This window comes from Billgrantia pellis (assembly GCF_008297955.1).
Lineage (GTDB): Bacteria > Pseudomonadota > Gammaproteobacteria > Pseudomonadales > Halomonadaceae > Halomonas > Halomonas pellis.
In genome coordinates this window covers 179663-204866 of the sequence record NZ_VTPY01000001.1, presented here as the reverse complement: position 1 = coordinate 204866, position 25204 = coordinate 179663, and the positions used below count along the sequence as shown (strand labels likewise).

Genomic DNA, 25204 nt, shown 5'->3' with positions numbered 1-25204 from the left:
CCAGCCCTGCGGATGTGGTGGAATTGGTAGACACGCCAGATTTAGGTTCTGGTGCCTTCGGGCGTGGGAGTTCAAGTCTCCCCATCCGCACCATCACGGCTCGCGCTTGCCCACCTTCGTGGCATCTTCGCCACGGCTTATCCCTTCGCCATTGATTTCTGCGTTCCCATCCGCGATAGCGCCACGCTGCCGCTGTGAAATCGTGCGCCTTTCCTCTTTCGAACTCTTCTCCTCGTCCGATTCGGAGGCACGATGACATCCCCCGTCTGGCATCCCTATGCTCACCTGCTCACCCAGCCGGTCGCTCCCAAGGTCGTCGGCGGCGAAGGCCCGCGTTTTACCCTGGAGAGCGGCGAGACGCTGCTCGATGCCACCTGCTCCTGGTGGTGCATGATTCACGGCTACTCGCACCCACGCCTGGTGAACGCCATCAAGGCGCAGGCCGACGTCCTGTGCCATGTGATGCTGGGTGGGCTCACGCACGAGCCCGCCGACCGCCTGGCCCGGGAACTGGTCAGGATCACGCCAGCGGGACTCAACCATGTTTTCTTCTCCGACAGCGGCTCGGTGGGCATGGAGGTCGCCATGAAGATGGCGGTGCAGTATCACCACCTGCGCGGCAAGCCCGAAAAGCATCGCCTGCTGTCGCTGATGAAGGCCTACCATGGAGATACCAGCGGCTGCATGGCGGTATGCGACCCCGAAGAGGGCATGCATAGTCTGTTTTCCGGCTACCTGCCGCGTCACCACTTCGCCCCGGCGCCCAGGGCTGCCTATGATGCCGCTCCCGACGAGGTCGCAAGGGACCTGGCTGCCCTGCGCAACGTACTCGAACGGCATCACCTCGACATTGCCGCGCTGCTGATGGAGCCGCTGCTGCAAGCCGCCGGCGGCCTCAACATGACCTCGCCGCTCTACCTGAAGGGTGCACGGGAACTCTGCGACGAATACGACGTACTGCTGGTATTCGATGAAGTCGCCACCGGATTCGGCCGTACCGGCAAGCTGTTCGCCGCCGACCACGCCGGGGTAACGCCGGACATCATGGTGCTCTCCAAGGGTCTGACCGGCGGCTACCTGGGCCACGCGGCAACGCTCGCCACCGACCGGGTGCATGATGCCTTCAACGGCGACACGGCACAGCACGCCTTCATGCATGGCCCCACCTTCATGGGCAACCCACTGGCCTGCCGCGTAGCGCTGGAGAGCCTCGCCGTGTTCGAGGAGGAGAACTATCTGGAGAAGATCGCCGACCTCAACCGGGTGCTGTGCGAAGAGCTGCTGGACGTCCGCACGCTGCGACATCACCCTCAGGTAGTGGACGTCCGGGTGCTGGGAGCCACCGCGGTAATCGAAGTGACGGATGCCGCCCACCTCGGGGGCGTCGCGGCATTCGCCCATCGCCGTGGCGTCTGGCTGCGCCCCTTCGGGCGCTGGCTCTATACCATGCCGGCCTACATCACGCCCGAGGCGGACATGCGTCTGATCACACGCACGATGAAGGCCTGGTTTCTGAAATAAGAAACGTTCCGGCGTTGAACGCGACAGCGCCGCCCGAAGGCGGCGCTGTCGTCACGAGGCATTTTCACAGCTCGCTGCGTCGTCAGGCCATGGCCGGCTGGGCATAAGAGATCGGCGCCAGCTCACGATCGTTCTCGAAGGTGACGATTTCGTAGGCATCGGGCTGGGCCAGCAGAGCCCGACACAACTGGTTGTTCAGCGCATGTCCCGACTTCAGGCCGCGGAACTCGCCGATCAGACTATAGCCGAGCAGGTAGAGGTCGCCGATGGCGTCGAGCACCTTGTGTTTGACGAACTCGTCCTCGTAGCGCAGCCCACCCTCGTTAACGATGCGGTAGTCGTCGACCACGATGGCATTGTCCAGGCTGCCTCCGAGCGCCAGATTGTTGGCCCGCAGATATTCGAGATCACGCATGAAACCGAAGGTTCTCGCACGCGACACTTCCTTGACGAAGGAAGTGGTCGAGAAATCCACCACGGCAGTCTGCTTCTGCTCCTCGAAGACCGGATGATCGAACTCGATGGCAAACGATACCTTGAAGCCCTGGTGCGGCAGGAAGCGAGCTTCTTTGCCGTCTTCCTGCACCACGACCTCACGCTTGATGCGGATGAACTGCTTGGGCGCTTCCTGTTCGGCGATACCCGCCGACTGGATCAGAAAGACGAAGGGACCGGCACTGCCATCCATGATCGGCACCTCGGGGGCGCTGAGATCGACGTAAGCGTTGTCGATGCCCAGGCCCGCCAGCGCGGACATCAGGTGCTCGACGGTCGCGACCTTGACCCCATCACGCGACAGCGCAGTACATAGGGTCGTATCGTTGACCAGCATGGCACTCGCCGGCACTTGGACCTCGGGGTCGAGGTCAGTGCGCACGAACACGATACCCGTGTTCACCGGAGCCGGACGCAGCGTCAAGTAGACCTTCTTGCCGGAATGGAGGCCAACGCCGGTGGCGCGGATGGTGTTTTGCAGGGTGCGTTGTCTGATCATGGGCAGTAGCCAGGCGGTTGTATGTTATCAAACACCGTTCACTATAACACCGAACAAGTGTTTCAACAAAAAAACATCTCTGGCCCCGCCCAATCGCGCAATAGCTTTTATCAATCAGCCTGACGACGCAGGAAGGCCGGGATGTCCAGATAATCGTCCAGTTCCTGAGGCGATCGGCGCTTCTCCGGTTGCGGTTTGACAGCTTCCTGGGGCTCGGACTTGGGCACGGCGCTCTGCTGACGCAGGGCCGGCTGCGGACGCTGACGGTACTCGCTACCCTCGTTGCGCTTGACGGTTTCGCGGCCCGCCGCTTTGACCTGGCGTCCTTCCAGCCCTGCCGCCACTACCGTCACACGCAGTTCGTCGGTCATGTCCATGTCGATCGACGTGCCTACGACGATGGTAGCATCCTGGGAGGCAAACTCCTGCACCGTCGCCCCGACATCATTGAACTCGCCGATGGAAAGATCCGGCCCTGCGGTGATATTGACCAGAATGCCGCGTGCGCCGTGAAGGTCGATATCCTCCAGCAGCGGGCTACGGATCGCCTTCTCAGCGGCCTCACGAGCCCGATTTTCGCCGGTGGCACCGCCTGTGCCCATCATCGCCATGCCCATCTCGGACATCACGGTGCGCACGTCGGCGAAGTCGACGTTGATGATGCCGGGGCTGGTGATCAGCTCGGCAATACCCTGTACCGCTCCCAACAGCACGTCATTGGCGGCACTGAACGCGGTCAGCAGACTGGCGTTCTTGCCCAACACCGAGAGCAGTTTTTCGTTGGGAATAGTAATGAGCGAGTCGACATGCTCGGAGAGCTCTTTCATGCCCTCCTCGGCCACGCGCATGCGCTTGGGCCCTTCGAAGGGGAACGGACGCGTCACCACGGCCACGGTGAGGATACCTAGCTCCTTGGCCACCTGAGCAACCACGGGAGCCCCCCCGGTACCGGTGCCGCCTCCCATGCCGGCGGTGATGAAGACCATGTCGGCACCGCTGATCAGCTCGGCGATGCGCTCACGGTCCTCCATGGCCGCCTGTCGTCCCACGTCGGGATTGGCCCCGGCACCAAGCCCTTTGGTGATCTCGTTGCCGAGCTGGAGCACCGTCTTGGCGGCCACACGCTTGAGGGCCTGGGCATCCGTGTTGGCGCAGATGAACTCCACGCCTTCGATATTACTCTCGACCATGTGGTTGACGGCATTACCGCCGCCGCCGCCCACGCCAACGACCTTGATGACCGCACTGCTCGAGGGTGCGCTATCTACCAGTTCGAACATAAGCCCCGTCTCCTGGACCGCGCCGCGGCCCTGTCAAAAATTTCCTTTCAACCAGCTCTTGAGTTTTGCCAGCGCCGGAATCCCTTCCCATCCACCACGCTGGGAGACGTCATCACGCCTGGGTGGCGGTGCCGCTGCCACCCCGCTCTTGCGGCCATGCCCCTGGCGCGCTTCCTGAAGGGCGTAATGTAGCAAACCGACGCCGGTGGAATAAATTGGGTTGCGCACCACGTCGGAGAGTCCGCGCACGTTGTGGGGACAGGCGATGCGCACCGGCATGTGGAAGATCTCCTCAGCCAGCTCGACCACCCCCTCCATGCGTGAGGTACCGCCGGTCAGCACCACGCCGGCCGCCACCAGGTCTTCGTACCCACTGCGCCGCAGCTCGTCGCGGATGAGCGTGAACAGCTCCTCGTAGCGCGGCTCGACCACCTCGGCAAGGGCCTGCCGCGATAGATCGCGGGAAGGCCGGTCGCCGACGCTGGGCACCTTGATCATTTCGTCGCTCGCCGCGAGCTGTGTCAGGGCGCAAGCGTACTTGACCTTGATCTCCTCGGCGTATTGGGTCGGGGTGCGCAGCGCCATGGCAATGTCGTTGGTGACCTGATCGCCGGCAATGGGTATGACTGCCGTGTGGCGAATAGCCCCCTCGGTAAAGACCGCGATATCGGTGGTGCCGCCGCCGATGTCGACCATGCAGACGCCGAGTTCGCGCTCGTCCTCGGTCAGCACGGCCATGCTGGAGGCGAGCTGTTCGAGGATGATGGCATCGACTTCGAGGCCGCAGCGGCGCACGCACTTGTCGATATTCTGAACCGCATTGAGGGCGGCCGTGACGAGGTGAACGCGCGCCTCAAGACGCACACCCGACATGCCCAGCGGCTCGCGAATGCCGCCCTGGGTATCGATGGCGAATTCCTGGGGAAGCACGTGCAGGACACGTTGCCCCTCGGAAATCGCACGGGCTCGGGCGGAATCGATGACTCTATCAATGTCCGAGGGGGTGACCTCGCGCTCTTTAATCGCCACTACGCCATCCGAGTTCATCGAACTGATATGGCTTCCCGCCACGCCAACATAGACCGAATGAATATCACAGCCGGCCATCAGTTCGGCTTCTTCGACGGCACGCTGAATCGACTGTACCGTCGATTCGATATTGATCACCACGCCTTTCTTCATCCCGCGTGAAGGATGGGATCCGATGCCGGCGATTTCGATGCTGCCGTCATCGGTGGCTTGTCCGACGATGGCCACCACTTTGGATGTTCCGATATCCAGCCCGACTACCATATTGGATGAGTTGGAAGTGACTGCCATGCGACGGAGTGTCTCCTGAAACTTGACCCGCTGGGACTACCATTATTCTGCTATAAATGGTCATTGCGCCCATTATAGAAAGAACTGGCGTTAAACCACCAGTCCAATACGGAAAACACAGATCACGATACGGGTTATCGACGGCAAAGGAAACACCGATGATACCGCTTATCGAATTGTTTGCGTGACAAAACGTTTCAGCCTGTCCCCTCGTCGTTCTCCTCGACTTCTGTTTCGCCATGCCAGGCCACGGCCACGCCATTGGGATAGCGCAGGTCGATGTAACGAATATGCGTGGACTGGGGACCGAGCTGGCGCCGCCAGGCTGCCGTCAGGCGCGCCAGGCGCGCTTCGCGATCGTTGCGCCCGAGCATGACCCAGACGCTGTCGTCGAGCTGGAACCGCCAGGCACCGCGTGGTTCGAGCCGCAGTTGGCTGATCGCCAACCCCAGCGACTCGAATCGCGGCGACAGTCGGTCAAGATAGGCCAGAACCTCGGCCCCGCTGCCGATCGGCCCGGCCAGGTCGGGTAGCCCCCCCGGCGGCTCGACCGGCGCGAAGGCGAACGGTTCACCTTCGGCGTTGAGCAGATAATCGTCGTTCCAGCGTGCCACCGGGATTTGCTCGACCAGCTCGAAAGCCAGCGCATAGGGCCACTCGCGCGCCACCCTGACCTCGGCAAGCCAAGGGATGTCGCGCGCACGCCGGCGAAGCGCGGGCAGATCCGCCGACAGCCAGGTTTCGCCCTGCAGCAGCGGCGCCAATTGGGAGCGCAGGTAATCCGCGCTGACATGCTGGAGCTCGCCGCGAATCGAGACTCGTTCGATGGGGCGATCGAGCCAGGTCCATAGGGCCCGCCCCCCCGCACCCAACAAGATCAATAGCAGGAGGACACCGAGCGTGGGGCCACGCGCTGTCATACCCGGCGGCTCTCCAGCGTCGTCGCGAGAATGCGCAGCACCAGTTCGTCGAACCCGATGCCGGCATGTGCGGCGGCCTGCGGCACCAGGCTGTGATCGGTCATGCCCGGCGAAGTATTGACCTCGATCAGCCAGAAGCGCCCCTCGGCATCGCGCATCACGTCGACTCGCCCCCAATCTTCGCCGCCGATGGATTCGAAGGCTTGGCGACACAGCTCGCCAAGCGCCGCCTCCTGCGCCGCCTCGAGCCCACAGGGCAGATGGTAGCGCGTGTCGTCGGAAAGGTATTTGGCCTCGTAGTCGTAGAAGCCGCTCGGCACCTCGACGCGAATGGCGGGCAGCACGCGGTCGCCCAGCAGCGAGACGGTATACTCCTCGCCGCGGATGTAACGCTCGGCCATGACACGGGCGTCGAAGCGGGCCGCTTCGCGATAGGCGGCCTCGAGAGCGTCGCGGTTGTCGACGATGCTGATGCCCAGTGTCGATCCTTCATGGACCGGCTTGACGATCAGCGGCAGCCCCAGCCGTGAAACGACGTCATCCCAAACGGCATCGTCGCTCAATGTCACGGCCTCCGGCGTCGGCAGCCCGACGGCTCGCCAGATCTGCTTGGTCCGCTGTTTGTCCATGCCCAGCGCCGAGGCCAGCACGCCGCTGCCGGTATAGGGTATGCCAAGCAGTTCGAGAGCCCCTTGCAGGCTGCCGTCCTCGCCGCCGCGACCGTGCAGGGCGATGAACACGCGATCGGGAGCCAGCGCCTCGAGTCCGACCAGGCCGCCTTCGGACGGATCGTAGCCAACCACGTCGATACCGCTACGTTCCAGTGCCGCGAACACCGCCGCCCCGCTCTTGAGAGAGACGTCGCGCTCGGCGGAATCGCCGCCATAGAGCACCGCGACGCGCCCGAAATGCTGTGCCTGTCTCATAATGCCACCTCGTCGAGATTCAGCCGGCTCTCGGCCAGGGCCAGTGCAATGCCGCCCACGTCCCCCGCGCCCTGGGTAATGAGTATGTCGTCGGCGCGCAAGACGGTGGATAGCAGACTCGGCAATTCCGATTTGTCACGCACGAAGATCGGATCGAGCGACCCGCGCTGTCGAATCGAGCCCGCCAGGGTCTTCCCGTCGGCGCCCGGTATCGATGACTCGCCGGCGCTGTAGACGTCGAGCAACAGCAGGACGTCGACCTCGGCCAGCACGCGCACGAAATCTTCGTAGAGGTCTCGCGTGCGAGTGTAGCGATGGGGCTGATACACCATCACCAGTCGGCGCTCCGGCCAACCGGCACGCACCGCGCGAATCACCATCTCGACCTCGCGCGGATGGTGGCCGTAGTCGTCGACCAGCATGACCTCCCCGCTACCATCGGGAGGGGCAAAATGACCATGCACCTGAAAGCGGCGCCCAACGCCGGCGAAACTGGCCAGGCCACGCAAGATGGCGGCATCGTCGACTCCCGCATCGGTCGCCACGGCGATCGCAGCCAGCGCATTGAGCGCATTATGACGCCCAGGCATGGCCAGGCGCACTGCCAGCGGGGCCAGTCCATCCGGTCGCAGCGCGGTAAAACGCACCTCGCCGGCCTGCTGGGTGAATTCCGCGACGCGATAGTCGGCGTCCTCGCTGAAGCCGTAAGTGACGAACTGGCGATGCACGCGATCCAGCAGACCGCGGACATGTTCGTCGTCGATGCAGAGAATGGCCAGGCCATAGAAGGGCAAATTGTGCAGAAACTCGACGAAGGTGCCCTTGAGTCGCTCGAAATCGCCGCCGTAAGTGCTCATATGATCGGCGTCGATGTTGGTGACGATGGACACCATCGGTTGCAGGTGGAGGAACGAAGCATCCGACTCGTCGGCCTCGGCAACCAGATAGTCGCCCTCGCCCAGTCGAGCGTTGGTGCCGGCGCTGGTGAGCTTGCCGCCGATGACGAAGGTCGGGTCGAGCCCTCCCTCCGCCAGCAGCGTGGCGGTCAGGCTGGTGGTGGTGGTTTTGCCATGCGTACCGGCCACGGCGATGCCATGACGGAAACGCATCAGCTCGGCGAGCATCTCGGCTCGACGCACCACCGGTACGCGATGCTCCTGCGCCCAGCGAATCTCGGGGTTCGACGAATCCACGGCGGTGGAGACTACGACCACATCGGCACCCGCCACGTTTCCGTGGGCGTGGCCGATGGCGACGCGAATGCCGTGTTCGCGCAACCGGCCCACCACCGGCGACGCCTTCAGATCGCTGCCACTGACCCGGTAGCCCTGGTTGGCCAGGACCTCGGCGATACCGCACATGCCGGCGCCGCCGATGCCGACGAAATGAATGTGCCGTATGCGGCGCATGCCCAGGCCCCGCCCGTGGCGAGGCAACGTTGCCTGACCGGGAACCGGTCTCAAGGTGCTATCGCTCAAGCGCTGTCTCCAAGCAGCCGGCCACCAGGCGTTCAACGGCATCGAGATGCGCACAGCGCCGTGCCTGTCGCGCCATGGCGGCAAGTGTGTCGGGTTCGAGCAGCATCGTCAGGCTCGCGGCCAGCGACGCCGCGGTCATCTCCTGCTGCGGCATCAATTCGGCCGCGCCCGCCGCCACCAGAGTGCGTGCATTGGCGGTCTGATGGTCGTCAACCGCATGAGGAAAGGGCACGAACAGCGCCGGCTTGGCAGCGGCTGCCACCTCGGCCACCGTCAAAGCGCCGGCGCGGCACACCACCAGATCGGCCCAATCGTAGGCAGCGGCCATGTCATCGATGAAGGCGCTCACCTCGGCGACAACGTTCTGAGCCGCGTAGGCGGCGCGGGTGGGGCCATCCTTGTCGCGGCCGGCCTGGTGCCGCACCTCGGGACGCCTGGCCTCGGGCAGTGCCGCCAACGCCTCGGGCAAACGCTGGTTGAGTACCAGCGCACCCAGCGAACCGCCGACCACCAGCAACCGCAGGCGACGCCCCTGCATCTGTTGTGCCAGGCGCGGCATCACACCCAGGGCGGCGATATCCGCCCGCACCGGATTGCCGACCACTTCGCCGCGATTGCCGAATGCCTGAGGGAAGGCGGCATAGACACGGTGGGCCAGTCGTGCCAGCAGCCGATTGGTCAGTCCCGCCACGGCGTTCTGTTCATGGATCACTAGCGGACGCCGCAGCAGCCAGGCAGCCACCCCTCCGGGACCGCTGGCAAAGCCGCCCAGGCCGACCACCAATGCCGGATCCAGGCGCCGAATGATGCCCGCCGCTTGCCATACCGCGCGTGTCAGATTGAACGGCGCCAGCAGCCAGCCAGCCAGACCGTTGCCACGCAGGCCGGCCACCGAGATCCGATGCAGCGGCAGATCGGCCTGCGGCACCAGGCGATTCTCGATGCCCCGCGGGCTGCCTAGCCAGTGAACTTCCAGCGCCTCGTCTCGCAAACCGCGGGCAAGTGAAAGGGCCGGAATGACATGCCCCCCGGTGCCGCCCGCCATGATCAGAACTCGCCTCGATTTCGCCTGTGTCACTTAGCGACTCCCTGTCCGTTGAGGCGTGGCTCGCGCCGTCCCGCGGTCTGCCGCCGTGCGGCCGGGCTGGCACGCCGCAAGGTCCTGCGCGTATCGATGTCGACGCGCAGCAAGAGCGCCATCATCATCGAGCTGACGAGCAGGCTCGAGCCGCCATAGCTGAGCAGCGGCAAGGTCAACCCCTTGGTCGGCAGCATGCCGGTGCTGACGGCAATGTTGATGAATGCCTGAGCACCGATCACCAGGGCGATGCCGTAGCTGACGAAGGCGGCAAAGGCGAGCCCCGCCAGCTCCGCACGCCGCCCTACCGCCAGGGCGCGGTAGATCAGCAGCGCGAACAGTCCGACCACGCCGATCGCACCGAACAGGCCGAGCTCCTCGGCCAGCACGGCAAAGACGAAATCGGTGTGCGCCTCGGGGAGATAGAATAGCTTCTGGACACTATTGCCCAGCCCCATGCCCAGCCAGTGTCCGCGGCCGAAGGCAATCAGCGCCTGGGTCAGCTGGTAACCGCTGGCAAATTGATCCGCCCAGGGGTCGGCGAAGCTCGTCAGCCGCGCCAGACGGTAGGGCTCGGCAATGGCGACATAGAAACCCAGCAGCCCGAGTCCGCCAAGTATCAGCGCGAAACGTCCCCAAGGGGCGCCCGCCAGCAGTAGCATGCCCATGGCACACCCCATCATGACCACCACCGCGCCATAGTCGGGTTCGAGTATCAGCAGCACGGCGATAACGCCCATGACCATCAGCGGGCGCAAGAAGGCTCCCCATTGACGACGCACATCGGGCAGGAAGCGCTCCAGATATCCGGCCAGATAGACGATCAGGCACAGCTTGGCGATTTCCGAAACCTGTAGATTGAAGGGTAACAATGGCAGCGACAGCCAGCGCTTGCTGCCGTTGATTTCGCGCCCCACCACCAGCACCAGCACCAGCAACGCCATGCTCACCAGCAGCAACAAAGGCCCGTTGGCGCGCCACCAAGCCAGTGGCGAGCGCAGAGTCAACGCCGCCGCCACTAACGCCACCAGCACGAAGGCAGCATGGCGCTGACTGAAGTACCAGGGATTGCCGGTCAGCCCGGCGGCCACCTCGGTGGAAGCCGAAGTCACCATGACCCAGCCGATCAGGATCAGCGATAGCGCAGCGAACAGCAGCCAGCCATCGAACGAATGATCGCGTGTCGAGAGTCGCTCGCGCAGTCGCCGCAGTCGCCGCAGTCGGGAGGGCTTGTCACTGGCTGCCATGCCGCGCCTCCTCGGCGTATTGTCTGACGTGGCGCCGAAAGGCTTCGCCACGCGCCTGGTAACCGGGAAACTGATCGAGACTGGCGCAGGCCGGCGAGAGCAGTACGCAGTCGCCGGCCTGGGCGATTTCACGCGCCCGTCGCATCGCCGCATCGAGGTCCGGCACGCGAGAGGTGCTCACGTGTTCCGCCAGCGCCGCCTGGAGACGCCCGGCGTCGGCGCCGAATAGGATCGCCTCGCGACCGTAGCGGGCCAGGGGATCGCCCAGGGGCGAGAAATCGGCCCCCTTGCCGAGACCGCCGGCGAGCAGGACGATGCGCCCCGCCAGGGTCGGCCCCAGACCGTCGATGGCGGCCAACGTAGCGCCCACGTTGGTGCCCTTCGAGTCGTTGATCCAGCGCACGCCGTCGATATCCGCTACCGTTTCGCTGCGATGGGGCAGACCGGTGAACCGCCGCAGCACGCGGCACATGTCCTCATGGGAAAAGCCAAGCCGATGTCCCATGGCCATGGCTGCCAAGGCATTGGCCTGGTTATGGCGCCCGGCCAGCCCCATGTCCTCGATGGGCATTAAAGGCATGGCGCCATGCATCAGCCAGTCGCCTCCTTCATGCCTGGCGATTCCCCACTCGTCGCCCTCGGGCGGGCGGGTAGTGAAGCGGTCCATGGCGGGTAGCGACGCCTCCGGCCAGGTCATGGCATCCTCGGCGTTGACCACCGCATGGCGGGCGCCACGGAAGATGCCCAGCTTGGCGGTGCGATAGCCACGCATGTTGCCGTGCCGGTCCAGGTGATCCTCGGAGAGATTGAGGAAGGCGGCAGTTTCCGCGCCTAGGCAAGGGGTGGTCTCGAGCTGAAAGCTGGAGAGTTCGAGTACGTAGAGCTCTGCCTCCGGGGCTTCGGCAAGCAGGTCGAGAGCCGCCGTTCCCAGGTTGCCACCGACCGCCACTCGGAGCCCAGCCTCCTGGGCCATCTCTCCGAGCAGCGTGGTCACGGTGGATTTGGCGTTGGAGCCGGTAATTGCTGCGATCGGTCCGCGGCACGCCCTTACGAACAACGCGATTTCGCCCACCACGCGCGGCGTATCGCTCCCGCCCGACAGTTCGGCCAGGCCGTGGGCCTGCGGGTCCACCCCGGGGCTTACCACCACCTCTGCCGCCTCACTCAGATCCAGCGCCGTGAGGGACCCGCAGTGGAGGGCGACGCCGGGATGCGCTGCGCGAAAATCGTCAACGCCCGGCGGAGCCTCGCGGGTGTCGGCCACCATGAACGGCACCGCATGTCGGGCCAGATGACGACAAATGGCGCGCCCCGAGATGCCAAGCCCGACGACCAGCGTCATTCCCTTCGGCACCTTGTGCATTTTCGCCTCCTCGCCCCTCGGGAACGGCTGGCTTCGCATCGTTAGCGGATCTTCAGCGTGGCCAGACCGGCCAGTACCAGCACTACGGTAATGATCCAGAATCGCACGATGACGCGCGGCTCCGGCCAGCCCTTGAGTTCGTAATGGTGATGCAGCGGCGCCATACGGAAGATGCGCCGTCCGGTCAGCTTGTAGGAGCCTACCTGCAGGATCACCGAGACGGTTTCCATGACGAAGATGCCGCCCATGACGAACAGCACGATCTCCTGGCGTACGATGACGGCAACCACGCCAAGGGCAGCGCCCAGCGCCAGAGCGCCCACGTCACCCATGAATACCTGGGCCGGATAAGTATTGAACCACAGGAAGCCGAGCCCCGCGCCGGCGATGGTGGAGCAGAATACCGCCAGCTCGCCGGCGCCGGCGATGCCGGGAATTTGAAGATAATTGGCGAACACGGCGTTGCCGCTGGCATAGGCGAAGACCGCCAGCCCCATCGCCACCATGACGGTTGGCATGATCGCCAGGCCATCGAGGCCATCGGTGAGGTTGACGGCATTGGAGCTGCCGACGATGACCAGATACGTCAGTGCGACGTAGAACACACCCAGCGGAACGACGATGTCCTTGAACAAAGGCACGATCAGACTGGTTTCCAATGCGCTGGTGGCCGTGGTATAGAGCACCAGGGCGGTGGCCAGGCCGATCACCGATTGCCACAGGTACTTCCATCGCGCCGGCAGCCCGCGGGGATTCTTCTCCACCACCTTGCGATAGTCGTCGACCCAACCGATCGCGCCGAATCCCAGTGTTACCGCCAGTACGATCCACACGAAACGGTTGGTCAGGTCGGCCCAGAGCAGCGTGCTGACGGCAATGGCCATCAAAATCATCGCTCCCCCCATGGTGGGTGTGCCGGCTTTCGACAGGTGGGATTGCGGACCGTCGTCACGCACCGCCTGGCCGATCTGACGTTCCACCAGGCGTCGGATCATCCATGGCCCCAGCCACAGGCACAGCAGCAGTGCCGTCATGGTTCCCAGGATCATGCGCAGGGTCAGATAATTGAAAACGTTGAAGGCGCTCTGGTACTGCGCCAGAAGTTCAGCCAGAAAAAGCAGCATGTGTTGCGTTCACCTTGATGCGTCTGCTCGTAGCGCGGCCACGACTCGCTCCATGCCGGCGCTACGTGATCCCTTGACCAGGACGCTGGCCCCGGTGGGCAGATGGTTCAGGACATGGCGCGTTAGCGCCTCGTAGTCGTTGTAATGACCGCCGCCGAAGGCCTCGCTGGCAGGCCTCGCCGCTTCGCCGCAGGTCAACAGCATGTCGATCCCCAGTTCGTGTGCATAGCGCCCCACCTCGGCGTGCAGGCGCGCCGATTCCGCTCCCAGCTCCCCCATTGCGCCGAGCAGGCACCAGCGTGGGGCCGGCAGTTCGGCCAATAGCGACAACGCGGCTTTCACCGCCCCCGGGTTGGCGTTATAGGTATCGTCCAGCAATCGGGACTGGCGTACGCCCTGCTCAACGCTAAGCCGCCCCGGCATTGGCGCCGCGGCCGCCAGGCCATCGAGCACCCGCTCATCGTCCAACCCTAGGGCCATGGCCCCGGCTGCCGCAGCCAGAGCGTTAGCGACACTATGGTGCCCGAGCAGTGCCAGCTGCACCCGGCCCACCCGACGGCCATCCGCGACAAGCGTGAAAGCATAGCGTCCCAGGGCGTCGCAGGCCAGCTCGGCGGCATGTACGCGAGCGTGCGGCGAAAAGCCGAAGTCGAGCACCTCACGCGGTGCGGCGAGCTGCGACCACAGCGGGTAATAGATGTCGTCGCGATTGAGTACCGCCACTCCGTCCATCGCGAGACCGGATAAGATTTCGGCCTTGGCCTGAGCGATCTGTCCCATGCCGCCGAATTCCCCCACGTGGGCCCCGGTGACGTTCGTGATGACGGCCACTTGCGGTTCGGCCAGTGCTGCGGTCCAGGCAATCTCGCCAAGATGATTGGCACCCAGCTCCACCACCGCCTGGCGATGCTCCGACGTTAGCGCCAGCAGCGTCTGCGGCGCGCCGATGTCATTGTTGAGATTCCCCCGCGTGGCCAGAACGGGGCCACGTCGGGAGAGCAGTTGGGCGAGCAGCTCCTTGACGCTGGTCTTGCCGCTGTTGCCGGTTACCGCCACAAGCGATCCGCCCCAGTTTCGTCGTCGTGCCCGGCCGAGCAGTCCCAATGCCAGCCGGGTATCGGGCACGACCAACTGCGGCAAGGCATCGTCGACAGCACGCTCCACGAGAGCGGCGGCGGCACCTGCTGCACGAGCCTGAGCGATGAAATCATGAGCATCGAAGCGCTCGCCGCGCAGCGCCACGAACAACGCGCCGGACGAAAGTCGCCGCGTGTCGGTGACGATATCGGTCAGCGCCAGATCTGGATGGGACGATGCGACGCCCAGCGCTTCCGCCACGGCGGTCAGGCTCTGCAGGCCGCACGTACTCATCCGCGTACCTCGTTTCTTGCCGCCAGGGCGACTTCGGCTTCAGCCACGTCGCTGAAGGCGTGACGCACGCCGGCAACCTCCTGGTAGTCTTCGTGCCCCTTGCCGGCGATCAATACCACGTCGTGACTACCCGCCTCGGCCAAGGTGCGGGCGATTGCCGTCCCGCGACCCTCGATATTCCAGGCTATCCGCCGAGCCTCGGGCGACAGCCCGGCGAGTACTTGCTCGCGAATGCTGCCGGCATCTTCCCCGCGCGGGTTGTCATCAGTGACGACCAGGCGATCGGCGAAGCGTTCGGCGGCAGTGGCCATCAGCGGCCGCTTGCCGGTATCCCGGTCCCCTCCACAGCCGAACAGACACCATAACTGTCCGCCACCGGGCATGTGGTCGCGCAGCGCGCTCAGGGCGTTCTCCAAGGCATCGGGCGTATGGGCATAATCGACAATCACCGTGGGCGCGCCCGCACGCAGCACGGGCTGCATGCGTCCCGGTACCGGCGTCAATCGCGCTGCCGCCTGGAACAGGCCGTCGAGCTCTTCACCCAGTCCATACAACGTGGCAATCGCAAGCAACACGTTGCTCAAGTTGAAGCGCCCCATCAGAGGCAACTCGAGCGAGTACTCCCCCTCCGGCGTCGCCACCAGGGCCAACTGGCCGCTGCGTGAAGGCTGCCAGTCGAGCACGCGCAAAGTGGCTGCCGGCTCGTTGCCCACCGCCAGCACTCGCACCCCGTCGACGAGGCCGGCCAGCATCAGTCGCGCCAACGAGTCGTCGGCGTTGACCACAGCGAGTTCGAGTTCCGAGCGCCGAAACAGTCTGGCCTTGGCAGCGGCATAGGCCACCATGCTGCCATGATAGTCGAGATGGTCGCGGCTCAGGTTGGTGAAAACCGCCGCTTTGATGCGACATCCATCGAGACGCCCCTGCTCCAGAGCGTGCGAAGACACCTCCATCGCGACTCTCGCAACGCCGTCGGCAGCCAGCTCGCCCAGCATCGCCTGCAAGTTCAACGGGCCGGGCGTAGTCAGCCCCGAGGCCCGCAAACGACCGGGACGGCCAGCGCCTAGGGTACCGATGAGCCCCGCCTCCTGGCCGAGGGCGACGCTGAGCTCGGCGATATAATGCGCCACCGAGCTCTTGCCGTTGGTGCCGGTCGCGCCGATCAACTCGAGCGACTCGGGAACGGCGAAGAGTTCACGACCAAACTCCCCCAAGCGCTGGCGTAGAAATGGCAGCCCAAGCACTGGCCGGCCCTTGGCGGACGCGGGTAACGAGTCGTCCGCCTCCAGGTGGTAGAGGACCCAGGCGGCTTTCGCGCGCAGGGCCTCTTCGAGAAAGTCGCGGCCGTCGACCGTGACGCCGGGAACGGCAACGAAGACGTCACCCGCCGCCAGGTGACGACTATCCAGCACCAGGCGAACCCGCTCTCCGAGCTCGGGCAGGGGTATCGTCAGGTTGGGCCAGCAATGGCTCAGTGCAGCCTGGAGACGGGAAGCACTCACCTGCATGGGCAAACCTCGGAAAAGAGGAAAGGGGCGTTCATCTTACGCGTTGATCCGGTGGTACATCGAGCAGGCGCAAGGCGCTGCCCGTCACTCGCGAGAAGACCGGTGCCGCTACCGCACCGCCGAAATAGCTCTCTCCCCGTGGATGATCGATCATCACGATGGTGACGACACGCGGATCCGAAACCGGCGCAATGCCGGCGAACAGGCTGCGATAGACATTCTCCTCGTAGCCGCTCGCTGAGTTCTTGCGCACTGTACCGGTCTTGCCGGCGACCCGATAGCCCGGCACCGAGGCGCGCCGCCCCCCCGTGTCGGGCTGCACGGAGCGTTCCATGATGCGAAGCAGTTCGTGCGCCACGTCGGCATCGATGGTCGGGATGCCTTCCGGGGGCTCATCCAACTTGAGCAGCGAGGGCGACAGCCTGACTCCGCCATTGGCCAGCGCGGTGTAAGCGCTGGCCAGTTGCAGCGCTGACGCCGACAGGCCATAGCCATAGGAGAGCGCCGCCCACTGGCTGCGCGACCAACGAACCGGCGCCGGCAGATGACCGACGGCCTCGCCGGGGAAACCGGTCTCGGTACTCTGGCCGAAACCAAGGCGACGGTACAGATCGGGCACCAGCGGGTCATCCAGCTCGAGCACCAGCTTGGACATGCCGATATTGGAGGACTTCTCGAGGATGCCCGCCAAGTCGAGTTCACCGTAGTTGCGAATGTCGCGGATCGTGAAACGATCGATGCGCATCCAGCCCGGCGAGGTATCGACCACGACATCGCTGTCGAAGCGGCCGCTCTCCATGATCGCTGCCATCGCCAGCGGCTTCATGACCGACCCGGGCTCGAATACGTCGACGATCGCCTGGTTGCGCAAACCGCGCGGATCCAAGCCGGCACGGTTGTTGGGGTTGTACGAGGGCTGGTTGGCCATGGCCAGCACTTCGCCAGTGCGCGCATCCATCATCACCACGACACCACCATCGGCGTCGTGCTCGGCCACCGCCGCCTTGAGCTCACGATAGGCCATGTACTGCAGCCGCTGGTCGATGGCCAACGTCAGGTCGCCGCCAGGCTGGGCTTCACGCAATATCGCCAGATCGCGGACCAGGCGCCCGCGACGATCCTTGATTACCCGACGCAGGCCCGGCGTCCCGGCAAGATAGGACTGGTAGGCGAGCTCGATGCCCTCCTGCCCCATGTCGTCGACGTTGGTAACGCCCAGAAGCTGCGCCACCACTTCACCGGCCGGGTAGTATCGCTTGTATTCATGCTGGGCATAGACCCCGGGAACGCGCAGGTCCAGCACCCGCTGCGCAGCGGCCGGCGTCAGCTGTCGACGCAGGTACATGAACTCGCGCTCGGCAAAGCGCTCCAGGCGGGCATCGAGGTCGTCGAGGGACATGCCCAGCGCCTGGGATAGCATCAGCCGCTGGATGCGATCGCCAGGCACCTCCTGCGGATTGGCCCATAGCGTCACTACCGGTGTGGAGACGGCTAGCGGCTCGCCGTGACGATCGGTGATCATGCCCCGATGCGCGGTCAGCGATTCAGTGCGCAGCGTGCGTGCGTCGCCCTGCCCCTGCAGAAAGGAACGGTCGAAGACATGCAGGGTGACGATGCGTCCGGCCAGCAGCAGCATGCCAAGAATGACCAGCCCCAGCACCAGACCGTAGCGTACGCCCCCCATCGGCGCCATCGGCGAACGGCGGCGGGGCGTGACGCCATTGCGAACCTCGGTACTCATGGGCGGATGACCTCGACTTCGTCGACCTCGGGCAGACGCATCTCCAGTCGTTCGACGGCCAGCCGTTCAATGCGCGCCGGAGACGACCAGGCGCTCTCCTCGAGCAGCAGTTGCCCCCACTCCGTCTGGAGCTGGTCGCGCTCGCGCTCGAGCTGCTGCAGACGGGCATATTGGGCGCGCGTCTGATGGCTGGTGGCGATGACCGCGATGGCGCTGAGCAGGCACGCCAGCACGAGACCGACGATCAGCAGCAGACGCCAACTGGGCTGCCAGGCGAGAGGCCAGGCGGCACGCAGCGCTTTCGTGGTACGGGGTAGGCTTCTTCCTTGGCTCATGCCGTTCCTCAGGCCAGCTTGCGCGCCACACGCATCACGGCGCTACGGGCTCGGGGGTTGTTCTGCACTTCCTCGGGCGTCGGCCGCTGCGCCTTGCCCAGGGCCGCCATACGCTTGGCCAACTGATCCTCACGTACCGGCATCGCGCGGGGCAGGTCGGTATCGCCGCGCACGTGCTCGCGAATGAAGCGTTTGACCCGGCGATCCTCGAGGGAGTGGAAGCTGATGACGACCAGACGCCCTCCTGGAGCCAGCGCCTCCAGCGCGGCATCCAGCGCGGCATCGAGCTGCTCCAGCTCACCGTTGATGTGAATGCGCAACGCCTGGAAGGCACGTGTAGCGGGGTGCTTGCCCTTCTCCCAGGCAGGATGCGCGGCCTTGAGCAGCTCGGCCAGATCGCCGGTGCGCAGGAGTGGACGCTCGACGCGCCGAGACACCACCGCCCGGGCCAGGCGTCTGGCGAAGCGCTCCTCGCCATAGGTCTTGAACACCCGAGCGATCTCCGTCTCGCTGGCGCGGGCCAGCCATTCTGCCGCGCTCACGCCGCGGGTCGGATCCATGCGCATGTCCAGCGGACCATCGCGTAGAAAGCTGAAGCCGCGCTCCGGATCGTCCAGCTGCGGCGAGGATACGCCAACGTCGAGCAGCACGCCGGCCAGCCGACCATGCAAGCCGTGTCGGTCGGCCAGCTCACCCAGGCGGGCGAATTCGCCCTGCTCGACGGTAAAGCGGGTATCGTCGATGGCACGCGCCTCGGCGATGGCCTGCGGATCGCGGTCTATCGCCAGCAGGCGTCCTTCCGGCGCGAGACGGGCAAGGATCGCCCGAGAGTGGCCTCCGCGGCCAAAGGTGCCATCCAGGTAAGCGCCACGGGGATCGTGAACGAGCGCCTCCACGGCACCGTCCAGCAGGACACTGGCATGACGAAAGCCGCGACGGGCCGATTCAGGGGCGGATGACGACATGCACTTCCCAGGGCTCACGATCCGATGAACGCCCCGGCTACGCCGGGGCGACGACAGGAATTGGAGGAGTCGGCCGGTAAGCCGGGTTCTGTCGGGGACAGTCATTCATCTAGGGGGCGCGTCACCACGCTCCTCAAGCAACCTACCCGAACCCAGCGCGGGCCACGCCATCGGGTTCCTATTTGGTCTTGCTCCGGGTGGGGTTTACCATGCCACGTGCTGTTACCAGCCGTGCGGTGCGCTCTTACCGCACCCTTTCACCCTTGCCGGTCTCCGAGGGAGACGTAGGCGGTCTGCTCTCTGCTGCACTTTCCGTCGGCTCGCGCCGCCCAGGCGTTACCTGGCACCCTGCCCTGTGGAGCCCGGACTTTCCTCCCCTGACATCGATCGTAATCCATGTCAGCGGCGACTGTCTGGCCGACTCCGAGCGCAAGAATACCAGCGTGCCGGTGGCCTCTCAATGGCTTTCCGCTTGGGTCAGCCCGCTTCTTTGAGCGCCTGGGCACGGCCATACCACGCCTTCTTGGCCCCGCCCAGCAACCGCGCCGCCACTGCGGCCGCCTGCTTGACCCCGACCCCTTCGGCAAGTAGCGCGGAGAGCAGCGCATCAGCCTCCAGATGGGCGGCTTCCGCCTCGTTGTCCGGCACGGCGCCGGCGACCATGATCACGAACTCGCCGCGCGCCTGGTCCGGGTCGTCATCCATGCGTGCCAACAGGTCCCTCGCGTTACCGTCGAGAAAGGTCTCGAAGGTCTTGGTCAGTTCTCGCGCGAGCACCAGCCGGCGCTCCCCGAAGGCATCGGCGATGGCGGCCAGGCTATCGCGAATACGATGTGGCGACTCGTAGAAGACCAGCGTCTCCTCACGGTTCGCCAGCGCCTGGAGACGCTGCCGCCGCGCGCCGGCCTTGGCCGGCAGGAAGCCCTGAAACAGGAAACGGTCGGTGGGCAGGCCGGCCGCACTGAGTGCGGCCACCAGCGCGCAGGCCCCCGGGATCGGTACGATGCGACGTCCTCTGACGCGCAATTCCCGCACGAGCACGAACCCAGGGTCGCTGATCAGCGGCGTGCCGGCATCGCTGACCAAGGCGATGTCCTCGCCGCGCACGAGGCGGGCGTCGAGTTGGTCGACCCGCGCCGTCTCGTTATGCTCATGCAGCGACAGCAGCGGCACACTGAGCCCCAGGCGACGCAGCAGCCCCGCCGTGTGCCGCGTGTCCTCGGCGGCCACCAGCGCCACCTCCCCCAGCAACCGGGCCGCACGGGGGCTAAGGTCCTCCAGATTCCCAATCGGCGTGGCGACCACGTACAATGTGCCAATAACAGTGTCAGACATGTCGGCTCCTCGGAGTCTGTCGGGCTTGGCCGAACGTGACAGCTCCATCGTTTGCGGAGGTCGACCGGCCTCCTCGAAGCCCTGTACACAAGGAAGGATTCATGCTGAAAACGCCCCGCGGCCTGCTGGCCTTCGTGCTTCTCGCCTTGCTGATGGCCGGCTGCGCCCCGCCCGGCATCGTCGAACGGATCCCCGACGATGACCCCGGCTACCTGCTGGAACAGGCACGCCAGCAACCTCCCGAGCAGGCGGCTCTCAGCCGACTTGAAGCGGCCGATATCCTAGCACGCCAGGGGCAGCGCACCCAGGCGTTGAAGGTTGCCACCGAGATCGACGATACCCGTTTATCGGAGGATTATCGGCTGCAGTGGGCCATGCTGCTCTCCGAGCTCGGCGAGGAGCTCGACGAACCCTGGGCGGTAATCCAGGCCGGGCAGTTGATCGATGAGGTCGATCTGCCGCGCGACGCCGGTCTTCTTCTGCGTACTCGCATGGGCCGGGCGCTGGCCCAGGTCGACGAACATCGCGCCGCTGCGGTCATGCTCTTGCACGTTCAGGCGCAGACCGAGCGTGAGGCGCTCAATGATGCCATCTGGGCGTCGCTCTCGCGCCTCGATCGCAGCGAGCTGGCCAGCCTGCGCGAAGGCGCCGACGAACTGACCCTGGGCTGGCTGCGACTTGCCAATCTGGTCCGCGAGAGCGACGGCGACATCGAGCGCCTGTTCGCACGCCTGGAGACGTGGCGCGAGCGTCATTCGCAGCACCCGGCCGCGCGTCGCGTACCCGCGGAACTGTTGGCACTACGCGAGCTTCGCGGCAAGGAAGTTCGTCACATTGCCGTCTTTCTCCCGGGCTCAGGCCCTCTGACCAGTGTCGCCGAGCCGATTCGCAACGGCCTGCGGACCCATCACCTCAACAGCGTCGAGCGAAGTGGCGGCGTACGCCTCACCTTTCTCGACACCAGCCAGGGCAATATCGACGCCCTCTACGAGGAAGCACGCAACCTGGGTGCGCAGGTAGTGATCGGGCCCCTCGACAAGGAGCAGGTCAGCGAACTCGAGAGCCGCGATCGGGTGCCGCTGCCGACCCTGGCGCTCAATTATGGCGCCGGCGCCACCAGCCAGGCCGAAGGATTGTTCCAATACGGCCTGTCGGCGGAGGACGAGGCGCGCCAGGTCGCGCGCCGCGGGCGCGAGGATGGCCATCGCAGCAGTGCCATGCTGGTGCCCGACAACGAATGGGGGGCTCGCGTCGGCCGCGCCTTCGAGCGGGAGTGGCGCGACCGCGATGGCACCATCACCAATGTCGTCGCCTACGACCCGCGCGGCTCCGCCACCGAGAGCACTCGGCGCGTGTTGGCCGGCGGCCGCCCCGACATGCTGTTCCTGCTGGCGCTGCCCAGCTATGCTCGCCAGGTTCCCCCGACGCTGGACTACTACAATGCCGAGGATCTGCCCATCTACGCCACTTCCCATCTTTATGAGGGGCGGTCACAGCCATTGCTGGATCACGATCTCGACGAGGTCTACTTCCTCGACATCCCCTGGCAGATTCCCGATGCCGCCGTGGGTGGCGTCGAGGCGCTGCCCTACCTCGACAGCTACCGAGAGCTGCAGGAGAGCGCCGACCCCGCCACCTTCCGCCTGATGGCGATGGGGGTCGACGCCTACGAGCTAGCGCGCCGACTGCCCCAGTTCCAGCTGCTCCCCGAAAGCGAGCTGTTCGGCGCCACGGGCGCCCTCACTCCGGGCAGTGACGGCCGCATACAACGACGCCTGCCCTGGGCACGCTTCGAGGACGGCGTCCCTCGCCCCGTCCTCTCCACCGAGATACGTCGCAGTGAGCCGCTCCGCTGACGCTCGCGCCCGCGGCGCACGTATCGAACGGCTGGCGGCCGATTGGCTCGCCGCCCGGGGACTGCGACTAATTGCCAGCAATCAGCAATTCAAGGGCGGAGAATTGGATCTCGTGATGGCCGACGGCGAGACGCTGGTTTTCGTCGAGGTGCGCCACCGGGCCGACACTCGCCATGGCCATCCGTTGGAAACCGTCACCATCACCAAGCAGCGCCGGCTGGTCCATGCGGCGCGTTTTTATCTCTTGCGCAACCGGCTATCATGTCCCTGCCGTTTCGACGTGCTGGCCGTGACCGGTACCCCGCCAGCGCTAGACTTCGATTGGGTGCAGAGCGCCTTCGAAGCCTATTGACGGTGCTACTGGGCACCCTCCGACCCGGATTCGACAGAATGGATTTTCAACAACGCATACTCGGCCATTTCAACGCCAGCATCGACACCAAGACCTATGCCAGTGAAGTGCTGCCACCCTTTATCGAAGTAGCCAGCCATATGATGGTTCAGTGCCTGATCAGCGAAGGCAAGATCCTGGCCTGCGGCAACGGCGGTAGCGCCGGGGACAGTCAGCACTTCTCCTCCGAGCTGCTCAATCGTTTCGAGCGTGAGCGCCCCAGCCTGCCGGCCCTGGCGCTGACCACGGACACCTCGACGCTGACTTCCATCGCCAACGATTACAGTTACAACGAAGTATTCTCCAAGCAGGTACGCGCGCTCGGCCAGCCGGGTGACATCCTGCTGGCGATCTCCACCAGCGGCAATTCGGGCAACGTGATCCAGGCCATCCAGGCGGCTCATGACCGTGACATGGCGGTCGTCGCGCTGACCGGCCGCGATGGCGGCAACATGGCCTCCCTACTTGGCCAGGACGACTGCGAGATTCGCGTCCCGGCCACTTCCACGGCGCGCATTCAGGAAGTTCACCTGCTGGTGATCCACTGTCTGTGCGACCTTATCGACGAACAACTCTTCGGCAGCAGCGAGTAACTCTCATGGCTTACATCAGACGTTTCGCGTGGTTCCCGGTCGCTATCGCCCTGGCGCTGGGTGGCTGTACCACCATGACCGGCGTGACCAATCCCGGCACCATCGACGAAAACTACGGCAAGCGTACGTTAGGCGCCCAGGTCGAGGACGAGAGCATCGAGACCAAGATTGCCCACAACCTGCGCCGCACCGACGCCCGGCTCGGTGACGCCCGCATCAACGTCGATAGCTACAATGGCATCGTCCTGTTGACCGGCCAAGTGCCCAGCGAAGAGCTCAAGGAAAAGGCCAGCGAAGTGGCTCTCGCGGTGCGCAACGTCCGCGACGTGCACAACGAACTTTCCGTGGCAGCCAACCTTCCGGCGAGCCAGCGGCTGTCCGACACTTGGATCAACACTCGCATTCGTACCACACTCGCCGCTGACCAAAGCATCGACACCGGTCGCCTGCGCTTCATCACGGAGAATGCCACGGTCTACATCATGGGCATGGTGACACGTGCCGAGGCCGACCGCATCGTGGAGGCGGTTGCCGATGTGGGCGGCATCCAGCGCATCGTCAAGGTCTTCGACTACCTCGACTGATCGGTATCGCATCCGCGCATGCGCAAACGGCAGGCCCATGCCTGCCGTTTGCGTTCACGGATCGCCCACTGCATTCACTTGATGACGCGCAGCGATGGTCGCCCCTTCGTCGGCGGATCCTGCGAGGGTTTATCGCCCGGCTCGCTTTCCCGCCCAGAGTCACCCTCTCCGGTAACGCTGGTCAGTTCCGGCCGCTCGGCGTCGCTCTCGGCTTGGGGCTCGGGCATCGTCGGCTCGTGACCGAACACCATCCCCACGCCGTTCTCCCGCGAGTAGATCGCCACCAATGCCGGCGTAGGAACGACCACTTGCATCGGCTGGCCGCTGAAGCGGGCATTGAAGGAGATCGCATCGTTCTCGATGCGCAGCTCCCTGACCGCAGAGGGCCCCACGTTCAGCACGATCTGACCGTTCTGCACGAACTGGCGTGGCACGCTGACGCCGGATTGCTCGGCGTCGACCACGATATAGGGAGTCTGCTCATTGTCCAGCAGCCACTCATAAAGGGCCCTGGCGAGATAGGGACGGCTCGATGACATGCTCTGCCCTCCTCATGCCGTTTGCCGGGCCACGGCCCGGCGAAAAGGGGTTCAGGCGCGCATCTCGCGCTCACCCTCGCTCAGCGAGGACACGAAAGCCTCGCGCTCAAACAATCGCTCCATGTAGGTGACCAGCGGCTTCACCTGCTTTTCCGGCAGCTCGATACCCAGTACCGGCAAGCGCCAGAGAATCGGGGCGATGCAGCAGTCGACCAGCGAGAATTCCTCGCTCATGAAGTAAGGCATGTCCTCGAAGATCGGCGAGATACCGACAAGGCTCTCGCGCAGCTCCTTTCGAGCCCTCTCCACGTCCTTCTTGCTTCCTTGCTCAATCTGTTCGACGAGCGGACACCACTCCTTCTCGATGCGGTGCATCCATAACCGGCTCTGGGCCCGCGCGACCGGATAAACCGGCAGCAGCGGCGGATGGGGGAAACGCTCGTCCAAGTATTCCATCATTACCTTGGATTCATAGAGCACCAGCTCGCGATCGACAAGCGTGGGCACGCTGTTGTAGGGGTTGAGATCCGCGAGCTCCTCGGGGCGTTGATCGCCGTTGACTTCGACGATATCGACCGCCACGCCCTTCTCGGCGAGCACGATACGCACGCGATGACTGAAGTGATCATCGCTTCCGGAGTAGAAGATCATCGATGACCGCTTGGCCACTACACCCATGTAACAATCCTCGCATCAATTCGAACCTGCATGATAACACGCACCCGCCTTCGGGAT

At 64.8% G+C, this 25204-nt stretch carries 23 protein-coding genes, 1 tRNA gene and 1 other RNA gene; 6 read left to right on the top strand and 19 right to left on the bottom strand.

The window, feature by feature from the left end:
• The first annotated feature begins 8 nt into the window (after window positions 1–8).
• Window positions 9–93, top strand: a tRNA-Leu gene (locus tag F0A17_RS01020).
• 159 nt (window positions 94–252) lie between these two features.
• Window positions 253–1521 carry an adenosylmethionine--8-amino-7-oxononanoate transaminase gene (gene bioA, locus F0A17_RS01015; protein WP_149326485.1) on the top strand — a complete coding sequence of 423 codons (1269 nt, stop codon included), beginning with the start codon at window positions 253–255 and terminating at the stop codon, window positions 1519–1521.
• An 82-nt stretch (window positions 1522–1603) separates the two neighbouring features.
• Here the strand turns inward: bioA and lpxC are convergent, their stop codons facing one another.
• The 17 genes from lpxC to rsmI form a co-directional block, all read right to left on the bottom strand.
• Window positions 1604–2515: a UDP-3-O-acyl-N-acetylglucosamine deacetylase gene (gene lpxC, locus F0A17_RS01010; RefSeq protein ID WP_149326484.1), complete on the bottom strand. Its 912-nt coding sequence runs from the start codon at window positions 2513–2515 to the stop codon at window positions 1604–1606.
• Window positions 2516–2625: 110 nt separating this feature from the next.
• A complete protein-coding gene (ftsZ, locus tag F0A17_RS01005) occupies window positions 2626–3795 on the bottom strand; it encodes a cell division protein FtsZ (protein WP_149326483.1) in 1170 nt (389 codons plus the stop codon).
• 33 nt (window positions 3796–3828) lie between these two features.
• Window positions 3829–5115, bottom strand: a complete 1287-nt coding sequence (gene ftsA / locus F0A17_RS01000) for a cell division protein FtsA (RefSeq protein WP_149326482.1) — start codon at window positions 5113–5115, stop codon at window positions 3829–3831.
• Between the two features lie 197 nt (window positions 5116–5312).
• Entirely contained in the window at window positions 5313–6035 is a 723-nt protein-coding gene (locus F0A17_RS00995) for a cell division protein FtsQ/DivIB (protein WP_149326481.1), read from the bottom strand.
• Complete coding sequence (locus F0A17_RS00990; RefSeq protein ID WP_149326480.1) at window positions 6032–6961, bottom strand: D-alanine--D-alanine ligase; 930 nt, start codon at window positions 6959–6961, stop codon at window positions 6032–6034. Before F0A17_RS00990 ends, F0A17_RS00995 begins: the two co-directional genes overlap by 4 nt.
• Complete coding sequence (gene murC, locus F0A17_RS00985) at window positions 6958–8370, bottom strand: UDP-N-acetylmuramate--L-alanine ligase (protein WP_149326947.1); 1413 nt, start codon at window positions 8368–8370, stop codon at window positions 6958–6960. The genes F0A17_RS00990 and murC overlap by 4 nt, the downstream gene beginning before the upstream one ends.
• A gap of 58 nt (window positions 8371–8428) precedes the next feature.
• Window positions 8429–9484, bottom strand: coding sequence for an undecaprenyldiphospho-muramoylpentapeptide beta-N-acetylglucosaminyltransferase (gene murG, locus F0A17_RS00980; protein ID WP_267285427.1), 1056 nt, complete (start codon window positions 9482–9484; stop codon window positions 8429–8431).
• A 29-nt stretch (window positions 9485–9513) separates the two neighbouring features.
• On the bottom strand, window positions 9514–10764 hold the full coding sequence (ftsW, locus tag F0A17_RS00975; RefSeq protein ID WP_422670308.1) for a putative lipid II flippase FtsW: 1251 nt from the start codon (window positions 10762–10764) through the stop codon (window positions 9514–9516).
• Entirely contained in the window at window positions 10751–12127 is a 1377-nt protein-coding gene (gene murD, locus F0A17_RS00970) for a UDP-N-acetylmuramoyl-L-alanine--D-glutamate ligase (RefSeq protein WP_149326478.1), read from the bottom strand. Before murD ends, ftsW begins: the two co-directional genes overlap by 14 nt.
• A 41-nt stretch (window positions 12128–12168) precedes the next feature.
• Window positions 12169–13251: a phospho-N-acetylmuramoyl-pentapeptide-transferase gene (gene mraY / locus F0A17_RS00965; RefSeq protein WP_149326477.1), complete on the bottom strand. Its 1083-nt coding sequence runs from the start codon at window positions 13249–13251 to the stop codon at window positions 12169–12171.
• Between the two features lie 9 nt (window positions 13252–13260).
• Entirely contained in the window at window positions 13261–14622 is a 1362-nt protein-coding gene (locus tag F0A17_RS00960) for a UDP-N-acetylmuramoyl-tripeptide--D-alanyl-D-alanine ligase (protein ID WP_149326476.1), read from the bottom strand.
• On the bottom strand, window positions 14619–16130 hold the full coding sequence (locus F0A17_RS00955) for a UDP-N-acetylmuramoyl-L-alanyl-D-glutamate--2,6-diaminopimelate ligase (RefSeq protein WP_149326475.1): 1512 nt from the start codon (window positions 16128–16130) through the stop codon (window positions 14619–14621). The genes F0A17_RS00960 and F0A17_RS00955 overlap by 4 nt, the downstream gene beginning before the upstream one ends.
• A gap of 31 nt (window positions 16131–16161) precedes the next feature.
• Window positions 16162–17871 (bottom strand): peptidoglycan D,D-transpeptidase FtsI family protein, encoded by a 1710-nt coding sequence (locus tag F0A17_RS00950; RefSeq protein WP_149326474.1) that lies wholly within the window; start codon window positions 17869–17871, stop codon window positions 16162–16164.
• The gene (ftsL, locus tag F0A17_RS00945) at window positions 17868–18206 is read right to left on the bottom strand and encodes a cell division protein FtsL (RefSeq protein ID WP_149326473.1); all 339 of its coding nucleotides are present in this window, start codon (window positions 18204–18206) and stop codon (window positions 17868–17870) included. Before ftsL ends, F0A17_RS00950 begins: the two co-directional genes overlap by 4 nt.
• An 8-nt stretch (window positions 18207–18214) precedes the next feature.
• Window positions 18215–19171, bottom strand: coding sequence for a 16S rRNA (cytosine(1402)-N(4))-methyltransferase RsmH (gene rsmH / locus F0A17_RS00940; protein WP_149326472.1), 957 nt, complete (start codon window positions 19169–19171; stop codon window positions 18215–18217).
• Window positions 19172–19232: 61 nt separating this feature from the next.
• An RNA gene (gene rnpB, locus F0A17_RS00935) (RNase P RNA component class A) lies at window positions 19233–19596 on the bottom strand.
• A gap of 52 nt (window positions 19597–19648) precedes the next feature.
• Complete coding sequence (gene rsmI, locus F0A17_RS00930) at window positions 19649–20506, bottom strand: 16S rRNA (cytidine(1402)-2'-O)-methyltransferase (protein WP_149326471.1); 858 nt, start codon at window positions 20504–20506, stop codon at window positions 19649–19651.
• 101 nt (window positions 20507–20607) lie between these two features.
• Between rsmI and F0A17_RS00925 the strand changes: the two genes are divergently transcribed.
• Genes F0A17_RS00925 through F0A17_RS00910 form a run of 4 tightly spaced genes read left to right on the top strand, consistent with a single transcriptional unit; the run spans window position 20608 to window position 23930 of the window.
• Window positions 20608–22362, top strand: a complete 1755-nt coding sequence (locus F0A17_RS00925) for a penicillin-binding protein activator (RefSeq protein ID WP_149326470.1) — start codon at window positions 20608–20610, stop codon at window positions 22360–22362.
• The gene (locus F0A17_RS00920; RefSeq protein ID WP_149326469.1) at window positions 22346–22714 is read left to right on the top strand and encodes a YraN family protein; all 369 of its coding nucleotides are present in this window, start codon (window positions 22346–22348) and stop codon (window positions 22712–22714) included. Before F0A17_RS00925 ends, F0A17_RS00920 begins: the two co-directional genes overlap by 17 nt.
• A gap of 38 nt (window positions 22715–22752) precedes the next feature.
• Entirely contained in the window at window positions 22753–23346 is a 594-nt protein-coding gene (locus F0A17_RS00915; protein ID WP_149326468.1) for a phosphoheptose isomerase, read from the top strand.
• Between the two features lie 5 nt (window positions 23347–23351).
• Entirely contained in the window at window positions 23352–23930 is a 579-nt protein-coding gene (locus F0A17_RS00910; RefSeq protein WP_149326467.1) for a BON domain-containing protein, read from the top strand.
• 74 nt (window positions 23931–24004) lie between these two features.
• Here F0A17_RS00910 and F0A17_RS00905 read toward each other — a convergent pair whose 3' ends face one another.
• Complete coding sequence (locus F0A17_RS00905) at window positions 24005–24469, bottom strand: ClpXP protease specificity-enhancing factor (protein ID WP_149326466.1); 465 nt, start codon at window positions 24467–24469, stop codon at window positions 24005–24007.
• Between the two features lie 51 nt (window positions 24470–24520).
• Entirely contained in the window at window positions 24521–25147 is a 627-nt protein-coding gene (gene sspA, locus F0A17_RS00900; protein WP_149326465.1) for a stringent starvation protein SspA, read from the bottom strand.
• Window positions 25148–25204 lie beyond the last annotated feature (57 nt).

Excerpts from the sequence above, each read along its gene's own strand:
- F0A17_RS00990 (WP_149326480.1), bottom strand. The coding sequence starts at position 6,961 with ATGAGACAGGCACAGCATTTCGGGCGCGTCGCGGTGCTCTATGGCGGC.
- ftsZ (WP_149326483.1), bottom strand. The coding sequence starts at position 3,795 with ATGTTCGAACTGGTAGATAGCGCACCCTCGAGCAGTGCGGTCATCAAG.
- murD (WP_149326478.1), bottom strand. The coding sequence starts at position 12,127 with ATGCACAAGGTGCCGAAGGGAATGACGCTGGTCGTCGGGCTTGGCATC.
- F0A17_RS00960 (WP_149326476.1), bottom strand. The coding sequence starts at position 14,622 with ATGAGTACGTGCGGCCTGCAGAGCCTGACCGCCGTGGCGGAAGCGCTG.
- sspA (WP_149326465.1), bottom strand. The coding sequence starts at position 25,147 with ATGGGTGTAGTGGCCAAGCGGTCATCGATGATCTTCTACTCCGGAAGC.
- ftsA (WP_149326482.1), bottom strand. The coding sequence starts at position 5,115 with ATGGCAGTCACTTCCAACTCATCCAATATGGTAGTCGGGCTGGATATC.
- F0A17_RS00925 (WP_149326470.1), top strand. The coding sequence starts at position 20,608 with ATGCTGAAAACGCCCCGCGGCCTGCTGGCCTTCGTGCTTCTCGCCTTG.
- rsmI (WP_149326471.1), bottom strand. The coding sequence starts at position 20,506 with ATGTCTGACACTGTTATTGGCACATTGTACGTGGTCGCCACGCCGATT.
- F0A17_RS00910 (WP_149326467.1), top strand. The coding sequence starts at position 23,352 with ATGGCTTACATCAGACGTTTCGCGTGGTTCCCGGTCGCTATCGCCCTG.
- murC (WP_149326947.1), bottom strand. The coding sequence starts at position 8,370 with ATGCGCCGCATACGGCACATTCATTTCGTCGGCATCGGCGGCGCCGGC.
- lpxC (WP_149326484.1), bottom strand. The coding sequence starts at position 2,515 with ATGATCAGACAACGCACCCTGCAAAACACCATCCGCGCCACCGGCGTT.
- ftsW (WP_422670308.1), bottom strand. The coding sequence starts at position 10,764 with ATGGCAGCCAGTGACAAGCCCTCCCGACTGCGGCGACTGCGGCGACTG.
- ftsL (WP_149326473.1), bottom strand. The coding sequence starts at position 18,206 with ATGAGCCAAGGAAGAAGCCTACCCCGTACCACGAAAGCGCTGCGTGCC.
- F0A17_RS00995 (WP_149326481.1), bottom strand. The coding sequence starts at position 6,035 with ATGACAGCGCGTGGCCCCACGCTCGGTGTCCTCCTGCTATTGATCTTG.
- mraY (WP_149326477.1), bottom strand. The coding sequence starts at position 13,251 with ATGCTGCTTTTTCTGGCTGAACTTCTGGCGCAGTACCAGAGCGCCTTC.
- rsmH (WP_149326472.1), bottom strand. The coding sequence starts at position 19,171 with ATGTCGTCATCCGCCCCTGAATCGGCCCGTCGCGGCTTTCGTCATGCC.
- F0A17_RS00955 (WP_149326475.1), bottom strand. The coding sequence starts at position 16,130 with ATGCAGGTGAGTGCTTCCCGTCTCCAGGCTGCACTGAGCCATTGCTGG.
- bioA (WP_149326485.1), top strand. The coding sequence starts at position 253 with ATGACATCCCCCGTCTGGCATCCCTATGCTCACCTGCTCACCCAGCCG.
- murG (WP_267285427.1), bottom strand. The coding sequence starts at position 9,484 with ATGGCGGGCGGCACCGGGGGGCATGTCATTCCGGCCCTTTCACTTGCC.
- F0A17_RS00950 (WP_149326474.1), bottom strand. The coding sequence starts at position 17,871 with ATGAGTACCGAGGTTCGCAATGGCGTCACGCCCCGCCGCCGTTCGCCG.
- F0A17_RS00905 (WP_149326466.1), bottom strand. The coding sequence starts at position 24,469 with ATGTCATCGAGCCGTCCCTATCTCGCCAGGGCCCTTTATGAGTGGCTG.
- F0A17_RS00915 (WP_149326468.1), top strand. The coding sequence starts at position 22,753 with ATGGATTTTCAACAACGCATACTCGGCCATTTCAACGCCAGCATCGAC.